The sequence below is a fragment of the Candidatus Methanogranum gryphiswaldense genome (assembly GCA_019262145.1).
In the GTDB taxonomy this organism is placed as follows: Archaea; Thermoplasmatota; Thermoplasmata; order Methanomassiliicoccales; family Methanomethylophilaceae; genus Methanogranum; species Methanogranum gryphiswaldense.
In genome coordinates, this window is record CP076745.1 from 194,297 (window position 1) to 211,511 (window position 17,215).

General features: G+C 44.8%; 19 protein-coding genes. 17 read left to right on the forward strand and 2 right to left on the reverse strand.

Translation table 11 applies throughout. The features are described from left to right. The first annotated feature begins 46 nt into the window (after positions 1-46). Together uppS and KRP56_01085 are read left to right on the forward strand one after the other, a co-directional pair. Positions 47-760 (forward strand): di-trans,poly-cis-decaprenylcistransferase, encoded by a 714-nt coding sequence (gene uppS / locus KRP56_01080; protein ID UAL08411.1) that lies wholly within the window; start codon positions 47-49, stop codon positions 758-760. A gap of 16 nt (positions 761-776) precedes the next feature. Then, positions 777-2,483 carry a TIGR04190 family B12-binding domain/radical SAM domain protein gene (locus KRP56_01085; protein UAL08413.1) on the forward strand — a complete coding sequence of 569 codons (1,707 nt, stop codon included), beginning with the start codon at positions 777-779 and terminating at the stop codon, positions 2,481-2,483. A 46-nt stretch (positions 2,484-2,529) separates the two neighbouring features. Here the strand turns inward: KRP56_01085 and proC are convergent, their stop codons facing one another. After that, on the reverse strand, positions 2,530-3,339 hold the full coding sequence (gene proC / locus KRP56_01090; protein ID UAL07888.1) for a pyrroline-5-carboxylate reductase: 810 nt from the start codon (positions 3,337-3,339) through the stop codon (positions 2,530-2,532). A 117-nt stretch (positions 3,340-3,456) separates the two neighbouring features. On the opposite strand from proC, the gene KRP56_01095 reads away from it, so the two are divergent. The 14 genes from KRP56_01095 (at position 3,457) to KRP56_01160 (ending at position 16,106) form a co-directional block, all read left to right on the forward strand. Further along, complete coding sequence (locus tag KRP56_01095; GenBank protein UAL07889.1) at positions 3,457-3,819, forward strand: NADH-quinone oxidoreductase subunit A; 363 nt, start codon at positions 3,457-3,459, stop codon at positions 3,817-3,819. After that, on the forward strand, positions 3,810-4,373 hold the full coding sequence (gene nuoB, locus KRP56_01100; GenBank protein UAL07890.1) for an NADH-quinone oxidoreductase subunit NuoB: 564 nt from the start codon (positions 3,810-3,812) through the stop codon (positions 4,371-4,373). Before KRP56_01095 ends, nuoB begins: the two co-directional genes overlap by 10 nt. A 4-nt stretch (positions 4,374-4,377) precedes the next feature. Continuing rightward, positions 4,378-4,851 (forward strand): NADH-quinone oxidoreductase subunit C, encoded by a 474-nt coding sequence (locus KRP56_01105; protein UAL07891.1) that lies wholly within the window; start codon positions 4,378-4,380, stop codon positions 4,849-4,851. After that, entirely contained in the window at positions 4,848-5,993 is a 1,146-nt protein-coding gene (locus tag KRP56_01110; GenBank protein ID UAL07892.1) for an NADH-quinone oxidoreductase subunit D, read from the forward strand. Before KRP56_01105 ends, KRP56_01110 begins: the two co-directional genes overlap by 4 nt. Before the next feature lie 4 nt (positions 5,994-5,997). Continuing rightward, entirely contained in the window at positions 5,998-7,170 is a 1,173-nt protein-coding gene (locus tag KRP56_01115; GenBank protein ID UAL07893.1) for an NADH-quinone oxidoreductase subunit H, read from the forward strand. A 62-nt stretch (positions 7,171-7,232) separates the two neighbouring features. Continuing rightward, positions 7,233-7,967 carry a 4Fe-4S binding protein gene (locus KRP56_01120; GenBank protein ID UAL08414.1) on the forward strand — a complete coding sequence of 245 codons (735 nt, stop codon included), beginning with the start codon at positions 7,233-7,235 and terminating at the stop codon, positions 7,965-7,967. After that, positions 7,967-8,296 (forward strand): NADH-quinone oxidoreductase subunit J, encoded by a 330-nt coding sequence (locus tag KRP56_01125; GenBank protein UAL07894.1) that lies wholly within the window; start codon positions 7,967-7,969, stop codon positions 8,294-8,296. The genes KRP56_01120 and KRP56_01125 overlap by 1 nt, the downstream gene beginning before the upstream one ends. Further along, positions 8,289-8,588: a hypothetical protein gene (locus KRP56_01130; GenBank protein ID UAL07895.1), complete on the forward strand. Its 300-nt coding sequence runs from the start codon at positions 8,289-8,291 to the stop codon at positions 8,586-8,588. Before KRP56_01125 ends, KRP56_01130 begins: the two co-directional genes overlap by 8 nt. Continuing rightward, complete coding sequence (nuoK, locus tag KRP56_01135) at positions 8,575-8,877, forward strand: NADH-quinone oxidoreductase subunit NuoK (GenBank protein UAL07896.1); 303 nt, start codon at positions 8,575-8,577, stop codon at positions 8,875-8,877. Before KRP56_01130 ends, nuoK begins: the two co-directional genes overlap by 14 nt. 2 nt (positions 8,878-8,879) lie before the next feature. Continuing rightward, positions 8,880-10,928 (forward strand): NADH-quinone oxidoreductase subunit L, encoded by a 2,049-nt coding sequence (locus KRP56_01140; GenBank protein UAL07897.1) that lies wholly within the window; start codon positions 8,880-8,882, stop codon positions 10,926-10,928. Position 10,929: 1 nt separating this feature from the next. Beyond that, on the forward strand, positions 10,930-12,441 hold the full coding sequence (locus KRP56_01145; protein UAL07898.1) for an NADH-quinone oxidoreductase subunit M: 1,512 nt from the start codon (positions 10,930-10,932) through the stop codon (positions 12,439-12,441). A gap of 1 nt (position 12,442) precedes the next feature. Continuing rightward, entirely contained in the window at positions 12,443-13,939 is a 1,497-nt protein-coding gene (locus KRP56_01150) for an NADH-quinone oxidoreductase subunit N (protein ID UAL07899.1), read from the forward strand. A 156-nt stretch (positions 13,940-14,095) separates the two neighbouring features. After that, positions 14,096-15,004, forward strand: coding sequence for a polyprenyl synthetase family protein (locus KRP56_01155; GenBank protein ID UAL08415.1), 909 nt, complete (start codon positions 14,096-14,098; stop codon positions 15,002-15,004). A gap of 4 nt (positions 15,005-15,008) precedes the next feature. Continuing rightward, on the forward strand, positions 15,009-16,106 hold the full coding sequence (locus KRP56_01160) for an NAD(P)/FAD-dependent oxidoreductase (GenBank protein UAL07900.1): 1,098 nt from the start codon (positions 15,009-15,011) through the stop codon (positions 16,104-16,106). Here the strand turns inward: KRP56_01160 and KRP56_01165 are convergent, their stop codons facing one another. After that, positions 16,107-16,565: a nucleic acid-binding protein gene (locus tag KRP56_01165; protein UAL07901.1), complete on the reverse strand. Its 459-nt coding sequence runs from the start codon at positions 16,563-16,565 to the stop codon at positions 16,107-16,109. A gap of 77 nt (positions 16,566-16,642) precedes the next feature. On the opposite strand from KRP56_01165, the gene KRP56_01170 reads away from it, so the two are divergent. Continuing rightward, on the forward strand, positions 16,643-17,215 hold the full coding sequence (locus KRP56_01170) for a CDP-2,3-bis-(O-geranylgeranyl)-sn-glycerol synthase (protein UAL07902.1): 573 nt from the start codon (positions 16,643-16,645) through the stop codon (positions 17,213-17,215).

The following is a 17,215-nucleotide window of genomic DNA, read 5'->3' on the forward strand; positions in this document are numbered from 1 at the left end:
GAAGACTGCATATTCTAAGTATGAGAAGCAGTTGTTAAAGGAAGTTATGGAAGGGGGAACCATACCTAATCATCTTGCCATAATAATGGATGGAAATCGTAGGTATGCGGAAGAGATACTCGATACCGAAGCAAATGTCGGTCATGGACTAGGGGAATTGAAACTCGAAGAGCTTTTGGATTGGTGTCTCGGGCTTGGCATAAAGTACGTCACGGTCTTTGCTTTTTCGACAGAGAATTTTTCCAGGGACTCACAAGAGGTCGAATACCTCATGGATCTTTTCGAGGCGTCACTTTACAAGGTCGCAGATCTACCCAAGACCCATCAGGAAGGCATGAGAGTTAGGGTGATGGGGGACCGTAAAATACTTTCTGACGGTCTAAGGGAAGCAGTAGATTATGCTGAAAGCAAGACCAATATGTATGATAAATTCAACTTCACAATAGCAATGGCATATGGTAGCAGACAGGAGATAATCTGTGCTGTGAAGGATATAGCACGTAAGGTAAAGGACGGGGAGATGACCTTGGAGGATATCTCTGAGGAAACGTTCTCGCAACATCTTTACACATCAGAACTTCCGGATCCGGATCTGATACTTCGTACCTCTGGAGAGATAAGGATCTCAAATTTCCTTCTTTGGCAGATAGCATATTCGGAACTTTATTTCACGGATGTTTATTGGCCAGGGTTCAGGTATATCGATCTTTTGAGGGCCATAAGATCGTACCAGCAGCGTATCAGGCGTTATGGGGTATGAGATGTCTTCAGACGTCATTTTCTTACATGCACCCAGTGTTTATGATTTTAGGAAGAAGCCGATATTCTATGGACCGGTAAGCGATGTAATTCCCTCATCGCCGGTGTTTGAATGTTATCCGATCGGATTCATGACAATTTCTTCTCATCTTGAGGCTGCAGGGTTCAAGACCAGGATAGTGAATATCGCGGTCCAGATGCTACAGAGTGAAAAATTCGATGTTGAAAAGAAGATAAAATCACTTGAGGCGGATGTATTCGCCATAGACCTTCATTGGATGCCGCACGCGCACGGAGCGATAGAGCTCGCGAAGATAGTAAAAAAATATCATCCTGAATCCAAAGTTGAGTTTGGAGGATTCACATCTTCTTATTTTTGGGAAGAGCTCATCAATAGGCCGGAAATAGATCTCGTGATGTGTGGTGATACGACAGAGGTGCCCACAGTAAAATTGATGGAAACATTGAGCAGAGGGGGAGATCTATCAGAAGTTCCGAATCTTGTTTGGAAGGATAAAACTGGAAAGGCTCACAACAATGGTCTGACATATTCTCTTGAATCTTTGGATGAAGTGATATTTGATTATGGAGATATGATCAGATGTGTGATGAGGACGATGGACATCAAAGGCGCGCTTCCTTGGTATGGGTGGGATAAGACCCCATTGACATCGGTTTTCACTGTCAGAGGATGTTCTATCAATTGTGCGGAATGCGGCGGATCACATTTTGCTAATGAAAAAGTTGTATGTAGAAGAGCACCCGCATACAGAAGTCCTGAGAAATTGGCCGAGGATCTAGAGGGTATACAGAATTATCTGAAATCCCCTGTATTCATTGTCGGGGACCTAAGACAACACAGCATGGATTATGCAGACAGGTTCCTGAAAGAGGTCAAGGAGAGAGGTATACAGAATCACGCTGTCATAGAATTATTCAATGGTGCCAACGTAGAATATTTTAAAAAGGTCGATAGGGCCTTCGAAGGCGGATGGAGCATTGAATTCTCCCCAGATTCATATGATGAGGAGGTCAGGATGGCATTGGGTAAGGGTTATACCAATGAGAATATAGACAGGACTGTCGAATCAGCATTCAAAAGTGGATGTGATAGAATGGACATGTTCTACATGAACGGCCTTCCTTTTCAGACTATTGACAGTGCCATGGACAGCGCTAAAGCATCCAAAAAATTATGGGGGCTTGTGAAAAAAGAAGATAGGTTCTTCATCTATAACGCACCATTCGCACCATTCGTAGATCCCGGCAGCAGAGTATTCGAAGATCCTGAGAGATGGGGATACAAACTTTATGCAAGAACATTGGAAGAGCACCGTCAGAGGTTGGACAATCCTTCTTGGAAATATGTCTTGTCATATGAGACCAAATGGATGAATCGTGACGATATCGCTGAAGTATCATACGATGCCGCCAATGTATTGGCGACAATGGAGTACGAAAGCGGACGGATATCAGAAGATACACTAAATGCTAGGAAGGGAAGAACCGAGACCGCACGTTCGCTCATGCATGATATCGATCAAATAATGAAGATCGAAGACAGAGAGCAGCGTGAAGCGAAGCTTTGGGAAACAAAGGACAGAAGTAAAGATCTTGTCAATTCGACGATATGCAACAAGAACGATCTTGATTGGAATGCGGGTTCGATATATACCAACGGATTCCGTGTGGTATCAGGGCTCATGAAAAGAAGAAGACATTGATCTGTCCATTCTACATTGTTAGTATAATATAAGAGAGGGCAAGCCCTCATTTGGTTTTTCCCAGTTCAATGGATCTTCTTATTGAGGAGTTAACAGCCTCTACGACAGTAGACTCAAATCCTTGGTCATTGAGAACTTTAACACCTTCTATGGTGGTCCCTCCCGGTGAGCAAACTCCGTCGATCAACTGTTCAGGGGTCATTCCGCTTTCAAGTATCATTCTTCCAGCACCAATCATGGATTGTGCTGCAAGTTCAGTGGCAGCTTTCCTAGGCAGTCCAGCTAATACACCTGAATCAGATATCGCTCTGATCATCATATACATGAATGCAGGAGAACTTCCACTCACACCTGTGACTGCATCTAGATCGCATTCTCTTACCTCAACAGCTAAACCTAGTGCTGAAAATATGGTGTTTGTTGTGTGCATATCTTCATCAGTGGCATTTGTTCCTCTAACGTATCCTGATGCGCCTTCGAGAACCATGCAACAATGATTTGGCATAACTCTTATAATTCTGCTGTCTGGCACATATTGATTTAAGGTGTTTATTTTTACCCCTGCGGCAATGCTTATCAATAGGTGGTTGTGACCTAATTTTAAGTGTTCTTCTTCAAAGAGTGCAGGAATCTGTTTCGGTTTAATAGCAAGTATCAGGATATCTGCTTTTTTTGCCACCTCGGCTGCGTTTTTGTATGTATCGATGCCGTACGATTGAGATATTTTATTACGGGTATCTTCGGTCGGGGCGCAGGCGATAATTTCATCAACATCATAGACCTTTTTTTCAATAAGTCCCTTGATCATAGCGCCTGCCATTCTGCCTGCTCCGATGAATCCAATCTTAGTCGTCATTTTATCTGCCAGATATATTGTGTTTTTACACATTAAATAGGTTCCTCTCCCTATAATAATATTAATAAAAATGCGTGCGTGAAACGTTATATATTAACAAAACATGCAGGACCACCAATGTCACTAATTATGACCTATCTACCATTGGTCGTCGTGAGCATAATCGCTCTCGGTTTCGCACCTTTGTCGTGGTTAGTATCGAGGTTCATCAGACCTACTAAAACGACCGCGTGGATGGAGACAACATATGAGTGCGGTTCGGAACCAATCGGAGAGGCTCACGTTCAGTTCAAATTCCAATATTATTCTTTTGCAATTATTTTTGTAGTTTTTGATCTGGTCGCAACTTTCCTCATGGTTTGGGCCGTTGCTTTTGGAGGCCTTTCAACAATGGCCACCATATGGATGCTCATCTTCTTCGCGATCATGATATTGGGTGTGACATACGCTCTCAAAAAGGAGGAACACGTATGGATATGAGTCTCTACCCCCACGCCGTTGCAATGAGTGCAGAGGAGTTCACGACATGGTCTTCAGCCATGATCAACGATCTGCTCTCTGCGGGTACGAAAAAGACCGTCGACAAACTGACTGGACCAATTTGGTCCTGGGCAATGAAAAATTCTATGCACCCTCTGCACTGGGGCCTTGCATGCTGCGCTCTTGAGATGGCAGCGGCATCCGCACCTCGTTTTGATGCAGAAAGGTATGGAATGATCTACAGGTCTTCTCCTAGGCAGACTGATATCCTTCTGGTAAATGGCTGGATCTCTAAGAAGATCCGTCCAGAGATCAGACGTCTTTACGAACAGATACCTAACCCCAAGTGGGTCGTGGCAATGGGCGAATGTGCAATATCCGGAGGACCCTGGTACGATTCATATAATACCGTTCAGGGACTGGATCAGATCCTTCCTGTTGATGTATATATCCCAGGATGTCCCGCAAGACCTGATGCAATGATCGACGGATTCATGCTTTTACAGAAGAAGATCGATGACTACTTCGCAAGAGGGGTTTTCCTGGAGGACTGAGTAAATGGATACAAATGCTGTTTATCAGAAACCTTCTGAAGATGAGATCAAGACTCTGCTTTCCGAGAAATTCGGAGATTCGGTTCAAGTTACTAAGACAGAAACTAGAAGAGTTTATGCAATTGTTAAAAGGGAAAGCATACACAAGGTTTGCGAGTATATTCATGACAATTTGACGTTCGAACATATTTCGACTGTCATCGGTGTTGATATGGTAAGTAATATGCGTGTTGTTTACCACATTAACAATTATTTTAACGGATGTGTCATAGAGTTGACCGTCGATGTTCCTAATGAGGATCTTCATATAGCTTCCATATCAGACATCTGGGTCGGTGGAAATTGGCATGAGAGAGAGACATGGGAATTGTTCGGAATATTCTTTGACGGACATCCAAAACTAGAGAGACTTCTTACACCTGATACATACGAGTTCTATCCGTTCAGGAAGTCTTATAAGATGAGGGGGCAGGAATGATGGAAAGAGATCTTATGGATATAAGAGCAGAGACCGATGAGCTCACTACCGATAAGATGTGGGTCATCATGGGTCCTCAGCACCCGTTCTCTCACGGACTGTGGACGCTCAAAGTTGAGCTCGACGGAGAGATCATCACTGATGCAGAGCCGATAGTAGGATATCTGCACAGGGGATGGGAAAAAGAGTGTGAGAACAGACCATATGCGAAAATCGTTCCGATGGCCGATCGTCTTTGTTACGCGGCCTCGATGACATATTCTCATCTTTATTGTATGACCGTTGAGAAAGCTCTCGACATTGAAGTACCTGAGAAAGCGCAGTACATCAGGGTAGTTTCTGATGAGATATGCCGTATCAGTTCGCACCTCATGTGGTTGGCTGCCGTTGGTACTGACCTTGGAAACTTTACGGTTTTCCTTTGGTGCATGAGGGAAAGAGAGTATTGGATGGATCTTTTTGTTAGACTTTGTGGAGCAAGGATGACAACTAACTACCCCCGTATCGGAGGAGTGAGGAATGACATTACAGATCTTTTCGACAGAGATGTTGACAGATGCACAGAGCATTTTGAGAAGTCCTTGTGGGACATTATCACTTTGATCGATGATTCTTCAATATTCGTCTCAAGAATGAAAGGTACCGGAATTCTTACGCGTGAGCAGTGTGTAAACCTCGGAATAACGGGACCTGCCATGAGAGGAAACGGCGTGGACTTTGATATTCGCCGTGACGATCCGTACGAGACTTATGGTAAGATTGATTTCGAAGTACCCGTCATGAATGATGGAGATTCATACTCCAGATACATGGTCAGGGTCGAGGAGCTTTTCCAGTCCTGTAGGATCATAAAGCAGGCAATGCAGAAGATCAGGGCAATAGGAAAGAATGCGCCATATAGACTCAAAGTACCTACTAATGTACCAGCTTGTACTGCAATGTGTAGACTCGAAGATCCACGTGGAGAGTCTCTGATGTACCTTGTGGCCGATGGAAGCGGAAAGCCTTATAGGTTGAAAGTACGCAGTCCGATATTTACGAACGTTTCAGCATCTAAACCGTTGGTCGTTGGAAGCAGGATCGCAGATGTTCCTGCTATAATGGCCATGATAGATATGTGTCTTGGAGAGACTGACAGGTGATAATATGGCATATAGTAGTATTCTTAATTGGATCACCTTCAACGACTTGATGCAGAATCCTTGGTACCCTTATGGTAACACATACAATCTTCCTTTCGATATAGCCTATAAGCTGTGGGAAATAATCGGCGGAGCCATAGCCTGGCTCATTAACCTATTGATTCCTGGCAACGCGGTTTCCACATGGCTTATTTCAGATGGAGTTTGTGTGGGTGGAGCGCTCATCATTTTCATGATCGTGATCTTCCTGGTGGTCTTCATATGTACTCTGATATCACTTTGGATGGAGCGTAAGGTCCTCGGAAGGGTCATGGACAGAAGGGGAACGATGATTGGAATGAAGGGATTCCTTCAGTGTGTAGCTGATGGACTTAAGACCTTCATGAAAGAGAACACAATCCCCAAGAAGGTCGACAAGATGACCTATATGTGGACGCTTTCACTGGTCATTGGTGTATCTGTGCTCATAGCATGTATGATACCCTTGTCTGGAAGATGGTTTGTAGTCAATTACGACACAGGTCTTCTAATAATCATGGCGTTCTTTGCCCTGGCACCCTTCTTCATCCTTGTTTCAGGATGGGCACAGAATAACAAATATTCTTTGATCGGTGGTATGAGAGCTGCAGAGCTTATGATCTCTTATGAGGTCCCAATGCTCATTATGATATCATCTGCTTGTTTACTGGCAGGCAGCTTCAACATCGGAGATATCGTCAATGCACAGCGCGATGTATGGTTCATCATACCCATGATCGTTGGTTTCATCACATTCCTTTTCTGCGCTACAGCGGAAGCAGAACGTACACCGTTCGATATCGCGGAAGCAGAAGCTGAATTAGTCGAAGGATGGCAGACCGAGTACGCAGGAATGAAGTGGGGATTAATCATGCTCGGTGATTACTTCAGAGGATACGTATCATGTGCAATGATAACCATTATCTTCTTGGGCGGATGGAATATACCATTTGTATCGGATAGCGTGAATAATTTCTTGCCAGAGGTCGTGTTCTTGTTGAAGACATGGTTTGTGTTCTTCCTCATGATCATGATAAGGGCGGCACTCCCAAGGGTCAGGACAGATCAGATAGTCAATATCGGATGGAAGGTTTTCATGCCATTGTCGGTAGTTAACTTTGTGATAGTTCTTCTTCTAAAGTTAGGAGGGATATACTGATGGTTAATTCAAAAACAAATGACGATTACAAGTATTCCTCTGACAGAGGCAATGTTGAGAACATGCCCTTTATGAAGGTTTACCCCAAGAATCCAGCTAGGTCTCTTTGGGTCATGAAGCCTCTTGTAAAGATGTTCAGGTTCTTAGGAAAGACCATCGTGCACAGGCCGGTATGTATACTATATCCATATGAGAAAATGTGGGTGCCTGATAACTATCGTGGACGTCCAGGACTCGATTTCAACATGTGTGTCGGTTGTGGAATGTGTGTCAGAATGTGTCCCACATCAGCAATTGTGCTGGTTGATGCACCTGATGATAACGGGAACATAGTCAAAAGGCCTCAGATCAATATGGGAAGATGTGCATTTTGTGGATATTGTGCAGAATACTGTCCAATCGATGCAATGACCGTTACGCCCGAGTTCGAATTGGCTGAATATACAAGAGAGGATCTCATCTACGGACCTCGCAGGCTTGCCTACAAGGGAACAAACGACATGATGAAGATCCAGATAGAGGAGACGCTCATATCTGATATCAAGAACGGAAACCCCGAGAGGCGTGTAAAACCGTTCATGATCGACAGACCGGAGCTCGAATCCGCAAAATGTATCAGCTGTAAGAAATGTGAAAAGGTCTGTCCTGTTAGCGCCATAAAAATGGTGGAACACGGAGTTAACGCGAAAGGCAGACCGATTCTTTGGCCTGAGATCGATGACAGCAAGTGTATTTGCTGTGAGAATTGCGTGGATGAGTGTCCCAAATCAGCTCTCCACATAAAAGAGGTGCTATAATGGGATCAATTGGAGATATCTGGAACGGATTGATCGATGTCCTTCATTACATTTGGAGCAACGGTGATCTCGTCGCATTCCTTGTACTCGCCGGCATTGCAATAGCTGCCGCCGTGTATGTGGTAACGGTCAAAGAGGTCGTCCACAGTGCATTCTACCTCGCATTGGTATTCGTATGTGTTGGATTCACGTACTTCTTCCTTGAGGCAGAGTTCATAGGTGTGATTCAGTTGCTCGTGTACGTCGGAGCTATCACGATCCTGTTCGCATTCAGTATCATGCTTACCAGAAGGTATATAATGAAGACCGGAGGCGACAAAGATGAATAAGAAGGTCGCAATCGGCGTTGGAGTAACAGCGCTCCTTATGGCTGTCTGTGTTGCAGGAGTGTTTGCCACAGAATGGAATGACTACATGAACTATGATGAACCTCAGGAGGTTCCATATACAGATGTTGTTGATGATCAGGGCGAGATCGATGAGAGTTCGCTCAATTACAACCTGTTTGAGGTCTATGGGCCAGTATTATTGATATTGGCGATCCTGATGTTCGGTGCCATGATAGGCGGAATATGTATTGCTAGAGAAGATTGGGAGGGTGAACAAGATGATTCCGATTGAGTTCTTCCTCGCTTTTGCAGCAATACTGTTTGCAATAGGCGCATATGGTGTCATGACAAAATCGAATACGATCATTGTTTTGATGTGCATAGAGCTCATGCTCAATGCGGCAAACATCAACTTTATCGCATTCTCAGCATTCCTAGGAGATGCCACAGGACAAGTATTCGTCATAATGACGATATCTGTTGCAGCTGCAGAGGTCGCGGTCGGTATTGCGATCCTGCTCAACGCTTATAAGATCAGAAAAACGACTGAGACCGATGCTCTCACTTCGATGAGGTGGTAAAGATGTTTGTAGAATATACGTGGTTAGTCCCGCTTGTACCTGCCATCTGCTTCATCCTGGTGGGATTCTTCGGAAATAAATTTGATAAGCACAATGGTGGAGGTTACCTCGCAATATTTGGTGTGGCCTTTGCCTGTGTGTTATCTGTACTCATATCTATCGAGTTCTTCACATCCGAGGCTTATTCCGATCCAGGGTATGTAACGCAACAGTTCACATGGTTCGTTTTCCCTGGTGGGTTTGAGATCAATATCGGATATTACGTCGATACCCTCGCATGCTTGATGATGATGTTCGCATCTTTCATCTCGATGCTCATCTTCATCTATTCACTCGGATACATGCACGGAGAGGGCAAGAGGAAGAGGAGATATTTCGCAGAAGTAGCACTTTTCGTCACAGGTATGCTGGGTCTCGCAATTTCAAGCAACTTCTTGGAGATGTTCATCTTCTGGGAGATAATGGGATTGTGTTCCTATCTTCTCATCGGATTCTGGAGCTTCAGTCATCCAGATGGCGATGATAAGGCTGACAATGCTGCTTCAGCAGCAAAAAAGGCATTCCTGGTCACAAGATTGGGAGACGTATCTCTTATGGCAGGTCTGTTCGTCCTGCTGTTCGCATTCAAGAGTCTTGATTACACAGTCGTATTTGATGCTGCAAACATTGCATCGGTCGATCATAACCTCATCATATTGGCAAGCTTGTTGATCTTCGGAGGAGCTATCGGTAAATCCGCTCAGTTCCCTCTGCTCGATTGGCTTCCTGATGCGATGGCAGGTCCTACGACCGTATCTGCTTTGATCCACGCAGCAACAATGGTCAAGGCGGGAGTGTACCTTGTCGCAAGGTGCTTCCCCATATTCTGTGAGGCGTCCAGTGTTTTGCTACTTGTAGCGATCATCGGAGGAGTCACAGCGTTCTTCGCCGCAACAATGGCTTTGAACAATATGAACATAAAGAAAGTCCTGGCTTATTCCACACTTTCGCAGTTGGGATACATGTTCCTTGCATTAGGTGCAGGCGGATACATGATCGCCCTGGGTATTGAGACCGGAGATACCGCACTCATTGCGGCCGGTTCTCTTGGATATACTGCAGGATGCCTGCACATGGTGAACCATGCTTTCTTCAAAGCATTGCTATTCCTATGTTCCGGTTCGGTCATACATTCTACAGGAACAGAGGATATGCGTGAGATGGGTGGGCTGGATAAAAAGATGAAGATAACATCGATTACGATGTTGATCGGTTCTCTTTCGATTGCGGGATTCCCGTTCTTCGCCGGGTTCTGGTCCAAAGATCTGATTCTCGAGCAGACGTTACATGCAAGTCAGTTTGGAGCTGCGGGGTGGGTGTTCCTTGTATTGTGGATACTTGCGATAATCACAGCTTTCATGACGGCATTCTACATGTTCCGTATGTGGTACATGACCTTCCGTGGACCCGAGGGCAAAAACTCGAAGCATTGCCACGGCGAATCACCCAGGTCTATGACCATTCCGCTCATGATCCTGTCCGTTTTCGCATTCGGTTTCGGTTTCGTCCTCTTCTTCGGTTTCGACAGCTTGCTGTGTATCGAGATCGAACATGGACAGTTCCGTGTTGGAGGCGGCGAGGCAGAAGGATTCGAGTATCTGGTTGATTTCTTCACCAATGTCTGGACATATGTTACAATAGCCCTTGTCCTGTTGGCAATATACATTGCAAGAGCAATGTACTCGAAGAGAACGATCGATCCAGCAAAATTCAACAAGAATGGAGAGTCCTGGCTTTATAAGGCACTTACCAAAAGATGGTGGTTCCCCTATATGTATGACCAAATCTCCTGGAAACTCGGTTACGGTGTCGCACGTGGTGTCGAATATGTCGATAAAAATATCGTTGACGGTACTGTGAACGGACTTTCCAATGCAGTAGTAGGAAGTGGAGATTTGATGAGTAAAGCTCAGACAGGAAATGTAAATAATTACGCAGCAGTGGTCATGGGAGGCATAGTTGTGCTCTTCGTCGCGATCATTGCATTGTTCTTCTTCATGGGAGGGTTGTAAGATGTTCGATCTACCCGAGATACCCTATCTTCTTACACTCTTGGTCCTGATCCCATTGATAGGTGCGATAGTAGCACTTTCAATGGGAGGAGAGAAACAAAAGTACGCTAAAACAGTGTCAATAATCTTCAGCGCGATCACATTGGTCCTTGCTGTCTACTTGATGCTTTCTAGTGACTATGGTCAATACACAGAGAACTACACATGGATCGAGACAGCCGGTCTGAAGATGTCATACATTTTGACGGTCGACGGATTGAGCATTCTGATGGTATTCTTGACTGCATTATTGCTGTTGGTAGTATCCATCTTCTCGTCACATCAGACGGACAAGCCCAATTACTTCTTCGCATTGCTTTTGGCAATGGAAGTAGGTTTAATGGGCGTGTACATGTCAGCGGACTACTTCCTGTTCTACATAATGTGGGAGGTAACACTGATCCCAATGTACTTCATGATCTCGTGGTTTGGAGGACCCAGGAGGCATTATGCCGCCATCAAGTTCTTCATCTACACTCATGTGGCATCATTGGTGATGTTGATCGGTATATTCGCGCTTGCATTCCAGGCATCCCAGGGCGGGGTCGTCGACTTCTCCTTCGCGGCTGTTCTTGCAGGTTCAGTGGCATTCAGTGCGACATTCCAGACATTGGTCTTTGGGCTTATGTTCTTCGGATTTGCCGTCAAGATGCCTATTGTGCCGTTCCATACATGGTTGCCGGATGCGCACACAGAGGCACCCACAGCAGGATCCGTTCTGTTGGCAGGTGTAATGCTTAAGATGGGTTCCTACGGTATAATCAGGGTCTGTCTCGAAGCATTGCCCGATGGGGCTGTAACTTGGCAGCCAATAATGTTTGTAGTTGCGATCGTTGCGATCATTTACGGTGCATACGCATGTATTGCCCAAAAGGATCTCAAGAAAATGGTTGCGTTCTCATCCATCAGCCATATGGGAATGGTCATGCTAGGTATTGCTTGCCTCTCAGAGATAGGATTGGAATTCGCTATATTCCTGATGTTCGCGCACGGACTTATCACGGCAGTATTGTTCATGACATGTGGTCTTGCTCACGATCTTTTCGAGACAAGGGAGATCCCCTTACTCGGGGGGCTCGCCTCAAAGGTACCTGTTTATGCTACGTTCATGATGTTTGGTTTCATGGCTTCCTTAGGTCTGCCTGGTCTCGTTGGATTCTGGGGAGAATTTGGTATCATATTCGGATTCTACGAATATGCGGAGTCAGTCAACATGATATGGTTGATCGTATTCTGTCTGTTCTCTCTATTGTTGACCGCGGGTTATTACCTGTGGGCAATGCAGAGGACCTTGTTCGGAAGGCTTACCAAAAAGCTACCTGGTGAAGTAATGGAACACATGCGTGACGTGAACAAGACTGAAGGTATAGCAATGGGGATCATGTGTCTCATGATCGCAATATTTGGACTCTGGCCTGATCTTGCGCTCAACATAATCTCTCAGTACTCATCTGCATTGATGGGGGTGATTTGAGATGGATGCTTCAATAATAACTAACCTCTTCGGGGAATTCAGTTCAATGGCGCCAATGATCATATTGATCTTGGGCGTCCTACTGATGCCTGCACTGTACTTCACAACGAAAAACAGGAATGTTGTAAGCGTAGCGATGCTGTCATTCATCGTCGTTTCCATGCTTGTAAACGCGGTCCTTCTCTTGGGAAGTTACCAGGGAGATTATCTGGGGCTATTCGAGTACGATGCGTTCTCAGGTTTAATGATCCTGTTGTTCCAGATAGTAATTCTATTGGTTGCCATCGTATCTGCTTCCAGTGTTGAGGTCACCCATCTGCATTATGGTGCGTTCGCATCTTTGTTGATGGCAGCTACAACCGGAATGATGTTTGTAGCAACAGCGACCGATCTTATCGTGATCTTTGTCGGTGTTGAACTGGCAAGTATCTCCTCGTATGTCCTTGTGGCCATGAAGAGGAATGATCCCAGAGCATCTGAGGCTGCTGTAAAGTACGTCATTATCGGTGGACTTTCCACAGCTTTGACTGTCTATGGTATCTCAATGCTTTACGGAGTGACAGGCACTACAAATCTTCAAGAGATTGCAGTATCACTCTCTACACAAGGATTCACATGGGCATTCGGAATCGCAATGATCACAATGATCGCTGGTTACGGATTCAAGATCGCGGCAGTGCCGTTCCATATGTGGGCGCCAGATGTATACGAGGGAGCACCAACACCCGTTTCCATGTTCCTCGCGACAGGTTCAAAGAAGATGGGAATCGTTGTATTCTTCAAGATCTTCCTTATAATGTTCGTAGCGGGAGTATCTGTTGCCTCATTCGCAACAGTTGAAATGCAGTACCTGTTCGCCATTATAGCAGCAATAACGATGACAGTGGGAAATGTCGTTGCGATTTCTCAGACCAATATCAAAAGGATGTTGGCATATTCGAGTATCGCACAGGCAGGTTACATACTGATCGTAATGGCCGTAATGAGTGAGTATGCTTTGACTGGTGGTATCTTCCACATGTTTACGCACGTTTTCATGAAAGGAGGAGCATTCCTGGTCGTTGGTGCACTCATCTGTGCGGGCATTGGTGAAAAGATAACGGATTACAGAGGTCTGGCAAAGAGGGCACCATTCCTTGCATTTGCAATGATGTTGTTCCTTTTCTCGTTGGCAGGAATTCCGCCTTTGGCAGGATTCACCTCGAAGTTCGTTCTGTTCTCATCGGCAATATATAGTGACGGCGGAGCAACTTCTCAATGGGTCTGGCTTGCATTCATTGCAATATTGAATTCTGCGATCTCACTTTACTACTATGCAAGGGTCGTCAAGGTCATGTATGTAGAGAAGGGAGAGTCGACAGAGAAGATCAAGGTGCCAAAGGCATTCCTTGCAGCGATATTGATCTGTGTCGTAGCAGTGATAGTTCTCGGTATATTCCCTCAGATCATACTGGGACCTGCGGCTGATGCTGCAGCTGCATTCTTCTCGGTCGTTTGATCAAGTCCAAGTATTCAAACCTTTTAAAAAACAATTTTTTTTATTATACCCATTTTTGTATGAGATAAATATTAAGTACGGTCTTTCCATCTCTCATTAATGGTCGAGGCGTGGGACACCTGTATTAACGAGGACCTGGCGAAGGTAGAAGGACTTATGATGGACATCATAAGGTCCGATAATCTCGAACTTACAGAGATGTGTAGCTATGTCCTGAATGTGCATGGTAAAAGGATAAGGCCTGCGATCTGTCTTCTAAGTTATCTTGCATGCGGCGGTAAGGATATGGATAACCCCATCAAGGTGGGTGCCGCGCTTGAGATAATACACAATGCCACGCTTGTTCATGATGATATAAATGATGAGGCTGAGCTCAGAAGAGGCAGGAAAGCGCTCTACAAGGAATATTCGCTCAGCAAATCAATAGTTGCTGGTGATTTTCTTTTTGCGGTCGGCTTTCAGTTAATAGGGTCTTCTTCTCACAAGATCGTTGAATACGTCGTTGATGCAGCCGCATCTATGGGAGCCGGAGAATTCAATCAACAGGATTTTGAGCACAAAGGAAAAGTTTCAGAATCTGATTACATGAGGATCGTCAACGGTAAGACGGCCAAGTTCATCGAATGTTCTGCGAAGTGTGGATCCTTCCTTTCAGGTGCGGAATTCAACAAAGTGGAAGCACTAGGATATTTTGCGGATAGGATAGGTATAGCATTCCAGATCATAGACGATACATTAGATATCATCGGCGATCAAAGTAAAACAGGAAAACCGATCGGGAATGATATCTTGGAGGGAAAGCCTACACTTCCCATAATCTATGGAATGCAGGACCCTGTACACGGGGAATCCATTAGAAAGGTCTTTGAGAAAGAAACTCCGACCATGGATGAGGTACAGGTTGCTATCGATCTGATAAAAAGGACCGATTCTATCGATAGATGCAGACGCGTTGCAAGGTCCATCGTGGATGAGGCCATGAACTCGCTTGTAATCATTGAGGATTCGATATACAAGGATTCGCTCATTGCGTTGGCGGATTATATTGTCAGACGCGACAGGTGATGAAGTGACAGATAGGCTTAAGACAGACATCCTTGTCGTAGGTTCTGGGCCAGCAGGAAGTACAGCTGCAAGATATGCTGCTGAAAAAGGTGCCCAGGTCACGTTCATTGAGCGTCGTTCGGAGGTTGGAGTACCCGTAAGGTGTGGCGAGCTGATACCTTCCAATGAGGAAATAAAAGGCATGTTCCCCCATTTGAAAGATGAGGATTCATTGTTCAATCTTCCATCTCAGCTTCGTTTGAAGGAAATTCAGGGTATAAAACTTGTCAATCCTAAAGGTAAATCCACTGTTTTGGATTTTACAGGATATACTACAGACAGAGACAAATTTGACCAGTATCTGGCAGAAGAAGCTCAGAAGGCAGGCGCAGACCTGATCAAGAATTGTCTTTTCAAGGAGATCAAGGAAGGTCACGCAGTCACTTCTATCGGTGACATAGAGTATAAAGTGATCATAGGTGCAGATGGACCAGGGTCCCGTGTGGCGCAGAGCCTGGGACTTCCAAGGAATAAAAACCCATATCCTGCGGTAACTGCACAAGCTAAAGGGGATTTTGATCCATATGTAGTGATGTTCTTTGGAGATATTGCTCCTGGAGCATATAGTTGGATAATCCCAAAGACAGGAAAGGCAAACGTAGGCGTAGGATTCTCTCCGAATTTTGCAAATGGGACCCTTGGAGATTATTTCAATACATTTACAACAAAACGTGGATTTGAGATCATATCGCCCAAACTTGAAGGTAAATATGTACCGAGTGAAGGCGCGATATGTAGAACAGTTTCAGGTAACGGAATGGTCGTCGGGGACGCAGCAGGGCATGTGATATCGGTCAACGGAGGAGGAGTTCCTTTAGCACTTATCGCGGGCCGTATATGCGGGCAGGTCGCCGGAGATAATGTGAATAACGGCCGTTCGTTGTCAGATTACGAAACAGAATGGAGAGATATACTTTACAAACCTCTGAAGATAGCTGCCAATAATAAGAGGTTAGCAGATATATTTGCATTCGGATCTGAAAGACGTACGGTCCTGTGCATGTCGATTCTTGGGGAAAGACGGATGGGCAAGCTCATACGCTGTAAACATCTCTTCCCGTGATCATCTTTTTCTGCAAGCTTTCATAGAGGAACCGCAAATAGGGCATTCTGTCATTTTTTCTTTATACCATTTTTTGCATCCTATACATTGATAATTCCATTTTTCTATTTTTTTTATTCCTTCTTGTCCGACGCCTTTGAATGGAAGGTTCATCAAACGCGCTACATTTTGTATGGAATAATCATCAGTAAGGATAGTTCCCTTTACATCAATGGCTAGTGCCAGCACGGTTATGTCAACGGGGGATAATTTTCCAAGGTCACCGCTTTTTTTTGCAATTTCCTTTACTTTTTCCACTGATTCTTTTGTGCAATCGAACACTCTGAGCAGGTCTCCCCACAGGTCTAGCCTATTATCTTTGTATTTGGTAAGTTCATCAACGACACCTGGTGGACAACAGGATTCCTCTTCAGGTAATTGAGCCATAGTAAAAAGTGCCGAACTGTCTAATACCAACATATAGGATTTATTGGGATCACTGTATTTCATGTTTCCGAAAGCTTAAACGATGATGCGCATATAGGTGACTGATAAGAATGGATGCAGTAACCCTCCTTGTGATTATGCTCAATGGTCTTTGGTTGTTCCTACCTGCAATGGTTCCCAATTCAGCGGCGGCCTTGTTTGGCGGTGGGACCACCATGGATTTTGGGAAGAAATGGAAAGGAAAAAGAATATTCGGAAGTGGAAAGACCTGGAAAGGTTTCTTCGGAGGCGCCATTGTCGGTATCATCTTAGGTGTGATAATGATCGATATAGCCTATTTCTTCGATCCAAAGAACTTCTGGGGATATGGGCCATTCTGGAGCAATGTAGGAATAGTAATCTGTTTGGCTTTTGGTGCAGTATTAGGGGATCTTCTCGGAGCATTCATAAAGAGAAGGTTAGGTCTCAAAAGGGGTGAGAAAGCTCCAATATTGGACCAGTATGATTTTGTCTTTGGTGCTTTCCTTATCACGGCCATATTCTTCCCCGATTGGGTGTATTCAACATACATAGAAGGTTGGCATCTGGCCGCTTTGTTGTTCATTTTATTGATAATGTTCTTTTTACACCGTGTTGCGAATATAGTTGCCTACAAATGGGGCGTTAAAAAAGAGCCTTGGTGA